The 14362-nt window shown below is 64.6% G+C and carries 11 protein-coding genes and 1 tRNA gene; 5 read left to right on the top strand and 7 right to left on the bottom strand.

All coding sequences use genetic code 11. The annotated features are described in order from the left end of the window. Window positions 1–146: 146 nt before the first annotated feature. Entirely contained in the window at window positions 147–1193 is a 1047-nt protein-coding gene (locus I6F12_RS35880; protein WP_225153361.1) for an SMI1/KNR4 family protein, read from the top strand. Window positions 1194–1217: 24 nt separating this feature from the next. Here I6F12_RS35880 and I6F12_RS35875 read toward each other — a convergent pair. Beyond that, a tRNA-Ser gene (locus tag I6F12_RS35875) sits at window positions 1218–1307 on the bottom strand. Window positions 1308–1500: 193 nt separating this feature from the next. Here I6F12_RS35875 and I6F12_RS35870 point away from each other — a divergent pair. Continuing rightward, the gene (locus I6F12_RS35870) at window positions 1501–1842 is read left to right on the top strand and encodes a hypothetical protein (RefSeq protein WP_057030181.1); all 342 of its coding nucleotides are present in this window, start codon (window positions 1501–1503) and stop codon (window positions 1840–1842) included. A 158-nt stretch (window positions 1843–2000) separates the two neighbouring features. Here I6F12_RS35870 and I6F12_RS35865 read toward each other — a convergent pair whose 3' ends face one another. The 3 genes from I6F12_RS35865 to I6F12_RS35855 form a co-directional block, all read right to left on the bottom strand. Beyond that, window positions 2001–3464: a trehalose-6-phosphate synthase gene (locus I6F12_RS35865; RefSeq protein WP_036016051.1), complete on the bottom strand. Its 1464-nt coding sequence runs from the start codon at window positions 3462–3464 to the stop codon at window positions 2001–2003. 241 nt (window positions 3465–3705) lie between these two features. Beyond that, a complete protein-coding gene (gene otsB, locus I6F12_RS35860) occupies window positions 3706–4527 on the bottom strand; it encodes a trehalose-phosphatase (RefSeq protein WP_036016048.1) in 822 nt (273 codons plus the stop codon). A gap of 4 nt (window positions 4528–4531) precedes the next feature. Beyond that, the gene (locus I6F12_RS35855; protein WP_225158435.1) at window positions 4532–6019 is read right to left on the bottom strand and encodes an MFS transporter; all 1488 of its coding nucleotides are present in this window, start codon (window positions 6017–6019) and stop codon (window positions 4532–4534) included. 182 nt (window positions 6020–6201) lie between these two features. Between I6F12_RS35855 and I6F12_RS35850 the strand changes: the two genes are divergently transcribed. Next, a complete protein-coding gene (locus I6F12_RS35850; RefSeq protein WP_225152590.1) occupies window positions 6202–6582 on the top strand; it encodes a DUF3175 domain-containing protein in 381 nt (126 codons plus the stop codon). 83 nt (window positions 6583–6665) lie between these two features. Here the strand turns inward: I6F12_RS35850 and I6F12_RS35845 are convergent, their stop codons facing one another. Next, entirely contained in the window at window positions 6666–8714 is a 2049-nt protein-coding gene (locus tag I6F12_RS35845) for a HAMP domain-containing methyl-accepting chemotaxis protein (RefSeq protein WP_225158434.1), read from the bottom strand. Window positions 8715–8872: 158 nt separating this feature from the next. Continuing rightward, window positions 8873–10912 (bottom strand): HAMP domain-containing methyl-accepting chemotaxis protein, encoded by a 2040-nt coding sequence (locus I6F12_RS35840; protein WP_225158433.1) that lies wholly within the window; start codon window positions 10910–10912, stop codon window positions 8873–8875. 205 nt (window positions 10913–11117) lie between these two features. Here I6F12_RS35840 and I6F12_RS35835 point away from each other — a divergent pair, with 205 nt between their 5' ends. Both I6F12_RS35835 and I6F12_RS35830 read left to right on the top strand, forming a co-directional pair. After that, window positions 11118–12284: an FIST N-terminal domain-containing protein gene (locus tag I6F12_RS35835; RefSeq protein WP_225137214.1), complete on the top strand. Its 1167-nt coding sequence runs from the start codon at window positions 11118–11120 to the stop codon at window positions 12282–12284. 5 nt (window positions 12285–12289) lie between these two features. Continuing rightward, complete coding sequence (locus tag I6F12_RS35830) at window positions 12290–13642, top strand: hybrid sensor histidine kinase/response regulator (protein ID WP_225158452.1); 1353 nt, start codon at window positions 12290–12292, stop codon at window positions 13640–13642. 102 nt (window positions 13643–13744) lie between these two features. On the opposite strand, the gene I6F12_RS35825 is transcribed toward I6F12_RS35830, so the two are convergent. Continuing rightward, window positions 13745–14260, bottom strand: coding sequence for a MarR family transcriptional regulator (locus tag I6F12_RS35825; RefSeq protein WP_036016140.1), 516 nt, complete (start codon window positions 14258–14260; stop codon window positions 13745–13747). Window positions 14261–14362 lie beyond the last annotated feature (102 nt).

The raw sequence follows: 14362 nt of genomic DNA, 5'->3' as shown, positions 1-14362 counted from the left end.
CAACCAAACCGTTATGAGCGGCAGCAAATGGCGGAGAGAGTGTCAGTCAATCCAGATTGACGTATAAGCTGTTTTCATTCCGAAGGGCGGCAATCAACGGTCCTGGCTACTGGGCGCTTAGACACGCCTCGTAACATGACGAGGTAATGAAGATGGCGACGAAACGGCTCTTTGACGACTTTGACTTCGAAGGCTTCTGGAATGACTGTCCGTATTCCCTGGAGAACTATGTCGAGCCTCCGCCGACCGACGAGCTGATCGCCTCCATTGAGCATGAAATCGGAGGGTATCGACTGCCGGCGGCCTATGTCGACCTCGCACGGCGCCACAATGGCGGAATGGTCAAGCGCAACTGCCATCCAATGAAGGAGCGTACAGGCTGGGCGGAGGACCACGTGGCTATCGAGGGGCTCTTCGCTCTTGGCCGTACGTCCACCTATTCACTCGCCGGGAAGTTTGGCGCCAAGTTCATGATCGAGGAATGGGGCTACCCGCCGATTGGCGTCGGAATCGCTGACACGCCGGCCGGCGGCCACGAACTGATCATGCTGGACTACCGGAGCTGCGGAAAGCGGGGCGAGCCGCAGGTCGTGTACGTCGACCAGGAGGATGACTGCCGTATCGTCGTCGTCGCGCCGGACTTCGAGACCTTCATTCGTGGCTTGGTCGAGGAGTCCGAGTACGACACTGCTGAGGAGGATCGGGCCGCTGCGATCGCGACCGTCGAGCGGGGAACGTTATCGCCAATCGTGGTGCGAGCCTTGGCCGCCGTCGGCGACCGTCTGCCGCACGGCGAGCGAATGTTGCGCACCTTGGCCCGGCAGATCGTGGACGAGAAAGGCTTCTTTGCCCTGCACGACGAGGAGCGCTCACATCTGATGTATGGACTGATGTTCTGGCTTTATTCGAGCCTTCGTACGGCCAGATCCTTCGAAGCTTTCTTGGGCCGGTCCGAGACCGGCACCTCCTACGACTCGCCTTGTTACGAGCTGATGATCGCTTTCGACCTAGTCACCGAACCTTACGGCTTCAACACGCGCGGGTACGCCGAGGGCTTTGTGAGGGACTGGTGGGACGCGTGCGTCGCCCGCGGCGACATGGCCGAGATGGCGGAAGGCTACCGTCTGACTTCCAGGGCCGAGGCGGCCCTGCTCGGACGCTTGGCGACGATTGCTGGCCCCGAAGGCAAATAAGCCGGCGCGATTGATTTGAGCGGATGGCGGAGAGAGTGGGATTCGAACCCACGGTACGGTTTCCCGCACACACGCTTTCCAAGCGTGCGCCTTAAGCCACTCGGCCATCTCTCCGGAGCGCCCTCTCTTGAAGGGGCGCCGACGATTTTGCAAGGGATCGCGGAGATATCGGGCGATTTTTCCGCAACTTACTGTATTTGCAGCACAATATCCGGCTCCGCGGGCACCCGAAGCGGCCGCGGGGCTGAACCGCGGGCGGCCCTGGCGCGACGATTCACGGCAAGCCGCCACACACGACCGGGACGCCATGACCATCCGCAAGACCATCGCCGCCCTGAGCCTGATTTCGACCCTCGGCTCCGCCCTTGCCGCGCCGGCCCTGGCACAGGTCTGCACCCGGCAGGGGGTCGACGTCAGCTGCGACGACGGCCGGCGCGGGGTGCTTTCAGGCGATACCATCCTCTGGCCGGACGGAACCCGCTCCAGCTCGACGCCGCATCAGAGCGTGATCATCGGCAACAAGAGCTCGGTGCGTGTCGGGACCGGCGTGTTTGTCGGTCAGGGCAAGGGCGTGGTGCCGCTGGACGATCCGAACGCGCCGAACAAGCGGCAATGCGCGATCCTGGACGGCGTGTCGTATTGCTATTGAGGGGCCGTTTTTCACCTCTCCCCGCTTGCGGCGAGAGGTCGGATTGCATCGTAGATGCAATCCGGGTGAGGGGATACAGGTCTCTCGATAGATATCAGGTATGGAGAGAGCCCCTCACCCCAACCCTCTCCCCGTAAGAATGGGGAGAGGGAGAAGAACTAGATCAACCGCACGCCTGAGATCGCCGACTTCAACCAGCGCAGCGCCTGCGGCGGCTGGGCCGCGAGCGGCGCCACGGCGGCCTTCTCGGTGCGGCACTTCTCGAGCTCGGCGACGAAATCGGCGGACCATTGCTGGATGGTGTGGCCGCGCAGCTTCTTCATCATCGCATCCCAGCGCATCTTGCGCTCGGTGAGCGGCATGGATGCCGCGACCGCGACCGCGCGGGCCATGCCGTCGATATCGTGCGGATTGACCAGCAGCGCAGCGTCGAGCTCGTTGGCGGCGCCGGCGAACTTCGACAGCACCAGCACGCCGGGATCGGCGGGATTTTGCGCGGCGACGTATTCCTTGGCGACGAGGTTCATGCCGTCGTGCAGCGGCGTCACCACGCCGACCTGCGCGGTGCGGTAGAGACCGGCGAGCACGGCCTGGCTGAAGCCTTTGTTCAAATAGCGGATCGGCGTCCAGTCGACCTCGCCGTGGCGGCCGTTGACGTCGGTGACGAGGCGCGCGACCTCGTTCTGGAGATTGCCATAGGCCTCGATGCCGCCGCGCGAGGGATTGGCGATCTGGAGCAGCGAGATGCTGCGCGCAAACTGCGGCTGCTCGGTCCAGAGCCGGTCGAATGCGCTGATTCGGTTGACGAGACCCTTGGAATAGTCGAGCCGGTCGACGCCGATCGCGAGGCGCTCGCCGTTGAGGCTGCGGCGCAGGCGCGACACATCCGGATGCGCGGCCGACTTCGCGGCATAGGCGGCGAACTTCTCCGCATCGATGCCGATCGGGAAAACTTCACAGCGCGTGCGCCCATGCTGCGAGACCACGACCCCGTCCTCGATGGTGAGGCCGAGCTCGGCGCCGACATAGCCGAGGAAGTTCTGCCGATCTTCCTCGGTCTGGAAGCCGAGCAGATCATAGGCCAGCATCGCGGTGATCAGCTCGCGATGGTTGGGTACGCCCTGCATCACAGCAGTGACGGGCCACGGCGTATGCAGGAAGAAGCCGATGGGATCATCGACGCCGAGCTCGCGCAGCTCGGCACCAAGCGCGAGGAAATGATAGTCCTGAACCCAGAACGCAGTCCGGGCTTTGCGGAAACGCATCAAGGCGCGCGCCATGAAGGCGTTGACCTCGCGATAGCTGACATAGTCCTCGCGCGAGACGCGGATCAGGTCGCTGCGCGAATGCAGCGCCGGCCACAGCGCCGAATTGGCAAAGCCTTCGTAGTATCCGCCGTAATGGGCCGCCGGCAGATCCAACGTCGCAATCGCGCCTGTCCCGAGCGCCTCGATCTCGGCGAACGGCTCCTTCTGGTGGCCATCACGCACCCGGCCGGAGGAACCGACCCAGATCGCACCAGAATGTTCCACAACGGGAAGCAATGCCGCCGCAAGGCCGCCCGTCATGGGCTCGTTGGGTTTGCCGCGGGCGACGCGATTTGAAACGACGATCAAGTTCACAGGTCGTCCCCTCCTGTTCATTCCGCCCCATTTAACTGCCGTTCATCAATATGGTTCCTGATCATCGTTTCAACCAATTGAAACCAAAATCGGGCGTGCGCGTTGGAACTGGTTTCGCTTGTGGAACCCAGTCATTTCGCTGCAAAAGACAGCGTTTCCGGTCCTGTTGCGCAGCATGCATTGCAGCGCGCAATGGCGCTGCGATGGAAGCCTTTGTGTCTGCGAGATGACTGCCTTGGTTTCACCTGGGATCGAGCAGGTGCGCAAGGAACGCACGCACATCCGCCGGCGCATCGAAGTGGCCATTCACGCCCATGGCGCGGCGGCCGACCGAGAACGCCAGCCCGTCCATGTCGGGCATGATCGCGAACACGGTCTCATCGGTGACGTCGTCACCGATGAACAGCGGACGACGTCCTTTGAACGGCGCGCGCTTCATCAACTCGCGCACGCCGCTCGCCTTGGTGAATCCGGAATGCTTGATCTCGCAGACGAACTTGCCCGGCAGCACCTCGATCGGCGCATTGGGCAGATCGGCGCGGATCAGTGAGACGGATTCGTAGATCGCCTTCTCCGCATGCGGCGCCAGGCGGTAATGCAGCGCGAGCGAATAGCCCTTGTCCTCGAGCAGGATTCCAGGGCTGAGCTTGGCGATGGCGGCGAGGCGCCGCTTCAGCTCCTTGTCGAGCGGCGGCGCGTGCAGGGCATCCGCTTCACTGTCCACCGCCAGCCGCATCTCCGCGCCATGACCGGCGACGGCGCGGAACACGTCGGGCGCGAAGATCAGGTCGATGTCGTTGAGCGAGCGGCCGCTGACCAGCGCCAGCGCCCCCGAGGTGCGCTCGGTCAAAGCTTTCAGCGTTTCCGACAGGCCCGGCGGCACCCACACCTCGCGCGGCGTCGGCATCAGCTCAAGCAGCGTGCCATCGATGTCGAGCAGAATGGCGATTTCATCGAGATGCGGCACCAACGCATGCGGCACCGGCACCGTTTCCGGCGTCTCGTCGTCATCAGGTATGGTGAGCTTCTGGTCCAACGCCATTTCCGCAAGTTCCGATTTCATCAGTCTACTCCATAAAGGCGAGCGGCCGCGCGATGTGTTCGAGCGATTTGCGCTCGGCGGCGACGGCATAGCGCCACGCCACGATCGCAGCCGCGATCATCAGGACGGCCCCCAGCAGATAGCCGGCGAATACGCTGGTGCGCGATCCCGTGTCGATCAGCGCGCCGAACAGCGCCGGCCCGATCACGCCGCCGATGCCGGTGCCGACCGCATAGAACACCGCGATCGCCAGCGCGCGAACCTCGAGGGGAAAGGTCTCGCTGACGGTGAGATAGGCCGCGCTCGCGGCGGGCGAGGCGAAGAAGAAGATCACCATCCAGGCGATGGTCTGCCCCTGCGCGCTCAGGACACCGATCGAGAACAGATAGCCTGATAGCGCCAGCAACAGGCCCGATGCGCCATAGGTGAACGTGATCATGGTGCGGCGTCCCAGCGTATCGAACAAGCGGCCGAGCAGGAGCGGCCCGAGGAAATTGCCGGCCGCGAACGGCAGCAAGTACCAGCCGACGTGGTCGGCCTTGATGCCGTAGAAATCGGTCAGCACCAGCGCGAAGGTGAAGAAGATGGCGTTGTAGAAGAATGCCTGCGCGCTCATCAGAACGAGGCCGACCAATGCGCGCCGGCGATAGACCGAAAACAAGGTGTGGACCACCTCGGGGATCGGCGTGTGATCGCGCATCTTCAGGCGGATCTTGGTGAAGCGTCCGTCGCTCGTATCCTGGTCCTGCCCGATCACCGACCGCTCGATCCCGTCGACGATGGCATGGGCCTCGTCGGGACGACCATGAATCATCAGCCAGCGTGGACTTTCCGGGATCCACATCCGCATCAAGAGCACGACGAGGCCGAGGGCGGCGCCGATCAGATAGGCCAGGCGCCAGCCGAGATCGGGAGCGAATACTGCGGGATCGAGCAGCACGATGGCCGCCACTGCGCCCATCGCAGCCCCGATCCAGAAGCTGCCGTTGATCACAAGATCGGTCCAGCCGCGATAGCGTGCGGGCACCAACTCCTGGATCGTCGAGTTGATCGCTGTGTACTCGCCGCCGATGCCGGCGCCGGTGAGAAAGCGGAACAGCGCGTAGCTCGCGACGTCCCATGACAGCGCGGTTGCGGCCGTTGCCGAGAGATAGAGCGCGAGCGTGATGAAGAACAGCTTCTTGCGGCCGATACGGTCGGTCAGCCAGCCGAAGCCGAGCGCACCGAGCACGGCGCCCGCGAGATAGGCGGAGTTGGCGATGCCGAGATCGAGATTGGAGAACTGCATCGATGGGCTTTGCTTCAGCGCACCGGAGAGCGCACCCGCAAGCGTCACCTCGAGGCCGTCGAGAATCCAGGTGATGCCCAGCGCGAGCACGACGCGGGTGTGAAAACCGCTCCACGGCAGCGCATCGAGCCGCGAGGGAATGCTGGTCTCGACGATGCGGTCGGTCACGGCCGCCGCCGGGACTACGGGTGCATAGTTCAGCGCTGGGCTCTGCTGCAGTTCCATCGGATTGTTGCGTCTGATCAATGGAAGCGGCCCCGGCTCACATGACGTGGACGGGGTCGATCCGATCATCGGGGTGCGGCATTCTGCCTGCCACCTGCGACAACGTTTGCGAGGGGGCCGGGTTCCCGCGGGAACGCCAGCGAGCACCGCTCGTTTCCGCTGGACCCGCAAGGAGTTGGCGCATGGCTCAGGTCAGAAAGACGACACATTCTCGAAACAGCAGCCCGCGCAAGACGGCACGCAAGGCAAACACCCGGCGGAGCGGGACCGCGCACAAGAGCACCAAACGCGCCACAAGGCGCTGGTCGCAGCGCGTGACGGAGGAGAGCGATGCGCTCGACCTCAGGCAAGGGGTGTTCAAGCTGACCAGCGCGAAGAGGATTGCGGCCTCGCTGAAGCGCTCGGCCGAGCACAGCTCGCGACGCAAGACTGGCGCCTATCGCTCGGCGCTGTCGATGCTGACCTTCTACATCAACCGCGCCGGCAAGACGCTGCCCAAGACGCAGCGCACGCGACTGGAGCGCGCGAAGGTCGAGCTGAAGCGGGCGTTCGGAAGGGAATGAACTCACTCCGCTGTCGTTCCGGACAGCGGAGTGTAAGGCGATAGCGCGGCCCTTCGGGGGCGCGAGCTACAGGAGCAGCGAACCTACGCCGCGCGGATATTCTCCATGAAGCGGTCGAGCTCGGCGCGAAGGCGGGTGCTTTCGCTCGATAGTGTCTTGGCCGAGTTCAGCACCTCTTCCGAGGCCGAGCCGGTCTCGGCGGCGCCGCGGTTGACCTCGCCGATATCGGTGGCCGCGGTCTGGGTGCCCTGCGCCACGGTCTGGACGCTGCGGGCGATCTCCTGGGTGGCGGCGCCCTGCTGCTCCACCGCGCTCGCGATCGAGGTCGAGATCGACGAGATCTGGCCGATCGTCGCGCCGATCTCCTTGATCGCCGCAACCGATTCGGCGGTGGCGCCCTGCATGCCCGTGATGTGCGAGGAGATCTCGTCGGTCGCCTTCGCGGTCTGGCTCGCCAGCGACTTCACCTCGCTCGCAACCACCGCGAAGCCGCGGCCGGCTTCACCGGCGCGGGCGGCCTCGATGGTGGCGTTCAGCGCCAGCAGATTGGTCTGCTCGGCGATCGCGGTGATCAGCTTGACCACCTCGCCGATCTGCTGGGCCGCGTGCGACAGCTTGCCGATGCGGCCGTCGGTCTCCTTGGCCTGCATCACGGCAGCCTCTGCGATGCGGCTGGAATCGCGCACCTGGCGGCCGATCTCCTCGACCGAAGCCGAGAGCTCTTCGGTCGCGGTCGCGACCGACTGCATATTGGAGGAGGCTTGCTCGGAGACGCCGGCGACCTGGCTCGACAGGCTCTGCGTGGTCTCGGCGGTGCGGGTCAGCGTGGAGGCGGCCGATTCCAGCTGCACGGCCGAGGCCGAGACGTTGGAGACGATGGCGCCGACCGCGCTCTCGAAATCGTCGGCAAAGCGGATCAGTTCGGCGCGGCGGCTTGCGGCCTGCTCGCGGTTCTGCACTTCGCTGGCGGCGGCATCGCGCTCGGCCTTCGCGACGGCCTGGATCTTGAACTCCTCGACCGCGCCGGCCATCTCGCCGATCTCGTCCTTGCGCCCCAGGCCCGGCAGCACGACGTCGAAATTGCCCGAGGCCAGCTCGCGCATCGCCTTGCACATCGCGATCATCGGCCGCGAAATGCCGTTGCCGAGCCACAAGGCCAGCACGACGCCGATGGCCAACCCGCCGAGCGCCATCATCAGCATCAGCTGCTGGGTCTCTACGATCGTCGCATTGGCGCTCGCCTCGATGCGTTGCTGGTCCGCGGTAAGATCCGAACGCAGCTCGGCCGAGAGCTTGAGGATGGTCGCCGCCGTCTTGGTCATCTCGCCGTTCAGCTTGACGATGACCTTCACGTTCTCGGTCAGCTTTGCGAACGAGGTGCGGTACTGCTTCAAGAGATCGCCGATCTCCTTGACGCGATCGGTGATCTTCTGGTCGTTCGCGTAGACGGAGACCAGCAGCGTCTCGAGGAACTTGATGCGGGCGATCACGCCGTCGGCGGTCTTCGGCTCCGGCTTGGCGACGAAAGCGCTGACCGAGGTCGAGACCGCCAGATATTGCGAGGTGATATCCTTGGCCGTGGTCTGCACCGAGGAGAGACCCGCCAGCGCCGCGGTGTCGGCGAGATCGTCGAATTTGAAGCGGATCTTGTTGCCGACACTGTTGAGCTCGTCGGCCGCGATCTTGTTGTTCTCGCGCGTGAGCGTGATGATCTCGCTGAAGACTTTCGTAAAGCTCTGGAACTCGGCCTCGAGCTTGCCGACCTGCTCGCGGCGAGCCGCGCCCGTGGTGGCGGCCATCGACTTGGCGATCGCGCTCTTCAGATTTCCTTCAGCGGCCTTGGCTGCGGTCTCGTCATCGGCCGCGCCGGTCAGGGTATAGGCCCGTGCCAGCCCCTGATAGGCGATCAGCTCGCGATCGACCGTCCGCGCCAGATCGGCTTCCGCTACGCTGGTGCGGTAGGAGGCCACAGCGCCTGCGATCCGCTCGAAGCCGAAATAGGCGAACGCCATGCTGACGGCGAGGATGGCGAGCACCGCCACGAAGCCGAGGATGATTTTTGCGCGAAAACGCAGCGTTGGCAGCTTCGATTGGCGCGACTTCGATTGGCTCGATTTGGACGTGACCGACATTCCCCCACCCCATTCCATTCGCGGAAAACCAGGCGCAGCCGGGAAGCAGCCCGCTTCCGACTCGTGTGCACGGTAACCGGCAAAGGATAAGCTGCGGTAAACTTGTGGCGCCGCAACTGGCGGTTAGGTGACGTAGGGATTTGTTAAGGTGCGCTTCACTACGCCGCCCTGATGTTCGCCATGAAGCGGTCGAGCTCGGCGCGAAGGCGGGTGCTTTCGCTCGATAGTGTCTTGGCCGAGTTCAGCACCTCTTCCGAGGCCGAGCCGGTCTCGGCGGCGCCGCGGTTGACCTCGCCGATATCGGTGGCCGCGGTCTGGGTGCCCTGCGCGACGGTCTGGACGCTGCGGGCGATCTCCTGGGTGGCGGCGCCCTGCTGCTCCACCGCGCTCGCGATCGAGGTCGAGATCGACGAGATCTGGCCGATCGTCGCGCCGATCTCCTTGATCGCGGCGACCGATTCGGCGGTGGCGCCCTGCATGCCCGTGATGTGCGAGGAGATCTCGTCGGTCGCCTTCGCGGTCTGGCTTGCCAGCGATTTCACCTCGCTCGCAACCACGGCGAAGCCGCGGCCGGCTTCACCGGCGCGGGCGGCCTCGATGGTGGCGTTGAGCGCGAGCAGATTGGTCTGCTCGGCGATCGCGGTGATCAGCTTGACCACCTCGCCGATCTGCTGTGCCGCGTGCGACAGCTTGCCGATGCGGCCGTCGGTCTCCTTGGCCTGCATGACGGCAGCCTCTGCGATGCGGCTGGAATCGCGCACCTGGCGGCCGATCTCCTCGACCGAAGCCGAGAGCTCTTCGGTCGCGGTCGCGACCGACTGCATATTGGAGGAGGCTTGCTCGGAGACGCCGGCGACCTGGCTCGACAGGCTCTGCGTGGTCTCGGCGGTGCGGGTCAGCGTCGAGGCGGCCGATTCCAGCTGCACGGCGGAGGCCGAGACGTTGGAGACGATGGCACCCACCGCGCTCTCGAAATCGTCGGCAAAGCGGATCAGCTCGGCGCGGCGGCTTGCGGCCTGCTCGCGGTTCTGCACTTCGCTGGCGGCGGCATCGCGCTCGGCCTTAGCGACGGCCTGGATCTTGAACTCCTCGACCGCGCCGGCCATCTCGCCGATCTCGTCCTTGCGCCCAAGGCCCGGCAACACGACATCGAAATTGCCCGAGGCGAGCTCGCGCATCGCCTTGCACATCGCAATCATCGGCCGCGAGATGCCGGTGCCGAGCAGGAAGGCGAGGACCGCGCCTAACAGCGTGCCGCCGACGGCCAGCATCAGCACCAGCTGCTCGGTCTGCCCGATGGTCGCCGCCGACTCCGAATCCAGCCGCTGCTGCTCGGCGACGAGGTCCGCCTTCATGGCGGTGGCGCCTTGCTGGATCGCGCCGGCCGAGCCGCTCATCTCCGTGACGAGGCCATCGACCAGCTTGGCGTTGGCGATCAACTTCTCCAGCGCCTCGCGATAGGCGCCGAGGATGGACTTGGCCTCCTTGAGGCCAGCGACAATCTTGTCGTCCATGGAATAGACCGCGCCCAGCGAGTTCTCGACGAATTTCAGCCGCGCCAAGGCGCTGTTCGCGATCGCCTGATCGGACGTCAGCACGAACTGGGTGGCTGCAGCGCTTGCGGTCTGGAATTGGGCGTTGACCTGCTTGGTGCCAAACTCGATCGCCTGCGCTTCGGCGTCGGAGGCGTTGTTGCCGATGTCGTCGAGCTTGTACTTCAGGAGATTGGCTTGGCGCTGGAGCTGGTTCTGCACCAGCAGCGCGCTGTCTCGCTTGGCCTGGAGCACCTTGGCGAAGGTGGCGGAGAAGTTGGAGAACTCCTTGGCGAGCTTGCCGAGGCTTTCCTGCCGCGGCGGCTGCTTGGCGCTCTTGACGGCCTGGTCGATGGCGTTCTTCAGGCTGGCCTCGGCATCGAGCGCCGCCTTGGCGTCGTCTTCCTTACCGGTGACGACGAAATATTTGGCGGCCGAACGATAGGCGAGCAGCTCACGGTCGATGTTACGCGCGAGATCGGCCTCCGACACGCTGCTGCGGTACGATCCGACCCCGGCGGCGACCCGCTCGAAGCCGAAATAGGAAAACGCCATGCTGCCGGCGGAGATCACCAGCACGGCGGCGAAGCCGAGGATGATCTTTGCGCGGAACTTGAGGGTCGGAAATAGTGCACGCTTCGACGGCGACGCGGTACGCCCGGACATTCCCAACCCCCAGCTCATGTGATTCTGCGGCCCGGAAGCAGCCCTTTCCGAACGTTGCGGAAAATTAGGGCAGAATCCTCAAGGGGTGGTAAATCCGTCCGGGCTTGCGGGGAGCGGCTGCCGTGTTGCGGCTCACCGGAAAACGCCCTACTCTCGATAATTATCAGGCACTTGGCATCAGACCGAGCCTTAAGGGAGAAACGGAGTGGGGCAAACCGATTTTCGGTTTGGCGGTGCGTCTGGCGTTGCCGTGGCCAAGTCGAAGGCCGCGAGCGTCGATGACGCCGTGGCCGAGCTGGCGGCCCAGCTCCCGTCCGACGGGCTGGCGCTGATCCTGGTGTTCGTCTCCCCCAGCTACGACCCCGATCGCTTCATCGCGGAGATCAGCCGCCAATTCGACGACACCCAAGTCTGCGGCTGTACCACCGCGGGCGAGCTTGCTCCTGACGGCTGGGACGAGAACAGCGTCGTGGCGCTGGCGTTCAGCCGCGCGGACTTTTCCGCGGTGGTGCGGCCGATCTTCAATCTCGACAGCTTCCGCGTCGAGGACGGCCGCAGGATCGGCGGCGAGCTCCGGCACGAGCTGTTGCGGGCCGCGCCGCAGGTCGAGCGCGGCAGTCCCTTCGGCCTAGTCCTGATCGACGGCCTGTGCCGCCGCGAAGAAGCGGTGATGTCCGCGATCTATGCATCGCTGGACGATATTCCGGTCGTCGGCGGGTCGGCAGGCGACGGGCTGCGCTTCGAGAAGACATTCGTGTTCTTCGACGGCAAGGCACACAGCAATGCCGCCCTCTTGATCCTGCTGAACACCTCGTTGCCGTTCCGCGTCTTCAAGTGCGACAATTTCGAGCCGCAGGCGCAGAAGATGGTGGTGACCGAGGCCGACATCGAAAACCGCATGGTCCGGGAGCTGAACGCAGAGCCTGCCGCGCAAGAATATTCGCGCGTGGTCGGCATCATGGATGCCAAGCTCGATCCGTTCTCCTTCGCCTCGCATCCGGTCCTCGTGCGCGTCGGCGGCGCCTATTACGCACGCTCGATCCAGCGGGTCGAGCCGGACGGCTCATTGCATTTCTTCTGCGCCATCGACGAGGGCATGGTGCTGACCGCCGCGACCTCGCGAAGCCTGGTCGGCGCGGCCCGCGAGACGTTCGCCGACATCCGCGACCAGATCGGAGACGTCTCGCTCTATATCGGCTTCGAATGCCTGCTCCGCCGGCTCGATGCCGAGCAGCATCAGCTCGCCCGCGACATGTCAGAACTGTACCGGCAGAACCGTGTGGTCGGCTTTCACACTTACGGCGAGCAGTTCGGCTCCATGCATGTGAACCAGACCTTCACGGGAGTTGCGATCGGAAGGCGCCCGTCGTGACGGACATGTGGCAGGGCCCCGATGCGGTCGACCAGCTCAGGCGCGAGGCCGCCAAGCTGAGGAAGATCAATGCCGCGCTGATGTCGCGCGTCGAGCGCTCGATGGACCAGCAGCTCAACGCCTTTTCATTGTTCGAAACCGCCATCGCGCTCGACCACAAGGTTCGCGACCGGACGCACCAATTGCGCGAGGCGCTGCATTCGGTCGAGCGTGCCAATGAGGGACTCTACCGCGCCAAGCAGCAGGCAGAGGCGGCAAGCTCGCTGAAATCCTCCGTGCTGATCTCGGTCACCCACGATCTGTTGCAGCCGCTCAACGCGGCGCGCCTGACCCTGTCCGCACTGACGGAGATGATGGAGTCGCAGGAAGCGGGCGTGCTGATCGACCAGGCGAGCCGCTCGCTGGTGATGCTGGAGGACCTGCTGCGCTCGCTGCTGGAGATCGCCAAGCTCGATTCCGGCGCGCTCAAGCCCGACGTGCGCGCGATCGCGCTGGCCCCCCTGTTCGAGCAGCTCCGCAACGAGTTCGAGCCGATCGCCGCGCGGCAAGGCCTGTCCTTGCGCATCCGCCCCTCTCAGCTCGCGGTGATGTCGGATGCGGTGATGCTGCGGCGGATCCTGCAGAACCTGCTCGCCAATGCCATTCGCTATACCCGCAGCGGCGGCGTCGTGATCGGATGCCGGCCGCGCAGCGGGCAGATCTGCGTCCAGGTCTCCGACACCGGACCCGGGATCGCGCAGGCGCAGCAGGAGGCGATCTTCCGCGAATTCCAGCGCGGCGATGCCAATGCGGCCGACCAGGCCGGCTTCGGACTCGGCCTCTCCATCGTCCGCCGCTTCGCCAGCGAGCTCGGGCACGAGGTGCGGCTGTCGTCACAGCTCGGCAAGGGATCGACCTTCACCCTGGAGCTGGAGCCGGCCGACCTCACTGAAGTCGCCGACGAGGCGGAGATCGCGCCCGCCGCGCGGCACTACGATTACAGCGGGCTCGAAGGCGCCAAGATCCTGCTGATCGAGAACGATCCGAACGGCTCGGAGGCGATGGCCGCGCTGCTGGAGGGATGGGGCTGCGACGTCGCGACCACGCGATCGGGTGCGGACGCGCTCGTGCGCCTCAGCGAGCTCGGTGGCGCGCCCGATGTCGTGATCGCCGACCTCCATCTCGACCACGGCGAAAGCGGCCTGTCGGCCATCACCGACGTGCGGGAGCATTTGAAGCTCGACACGCCCGCCATGATCATCACCGCCGACTATTCCGAGCAGGCGGCGAAGCAGGCGAGCCTGCAGGGCCTCGAAGTGCTGAAGAAGCCGATCAGGCCGGCCGAGATGCGGGCGCTGCTGTCGTTCCTGCTGAGCTGAAGCGCGGATGATCTTCGCCTCGTCTTCCTTGTGGCGGGGCTATCGGACGTAGCCAAGACAAAAATGTCGAAAACAACCCCATGCAAAGTAGACAGGGGCCTGTCACTCCTCCTCCATCGCCTTGATTAGATTGTCGCGGAGCTTGACGACGCTTTTCTGCAGCCGCGCGAACTCATCGGGCTTTAGTCCGCTCGACTTCACGAGATTCATGTGCATGCCTTTCTCGCGGAGGCGTCGGCCGGCGTCGGTGAGACTGACGCGCACCTGCCGCTCGTCGGCGGGATCGCGCTGGCGGCGCAAATAGCCCGCCGCCTCGAGCTTTTTGAGGATCGGCGTCAGGGTGTTGGATTCCAGGAACATCTTGTCGCCGAGTTCGCTGACGGTTTGGTCGTCCTGCTCCCACAGCGCCACGATCGCGATCCACTGGGGGTAGGTTAGGCCGAGCTCATCGAGGCCCGGCTTGTAGGCTCGTCCGTAGGCGAGGTTGGCCGAATAGATCGCGAAGCACAGGAAATCGTCGAGGCGCCGGTCGCCCTCGGCCGGTTTCGGCTGATTGGTCGTTGAATCATCTCTGGAATCGTCTCTGAATTCGGCTCTGGGACCGTTCTTCAGGCTCATGGGGGTGCCCTTTCCAACACGGACATGTGAAACTCCGCGTGCATATATATCGTGTCCGATTAAATCGGAAGGTTGACATTGAGGCTCCAAGGTACTTTATAT

The sequence above is a fragment of the Bradyrhizobium sp. IC4059 genome, from assembly GCF_020193615.1.
GTDB lineage: Bacteria > Pseudomonadota > Alphaproteobacteria > Rhizobiales > Xanthobacteraceae > Bradyrhizobium > Bradyrhizobium yuanmingense.
The sequence above is the reverse complement of the archived record's forward strand: the minus strand, read 5'-3'. Positions and strand labels throughout refer to the sequence as shown.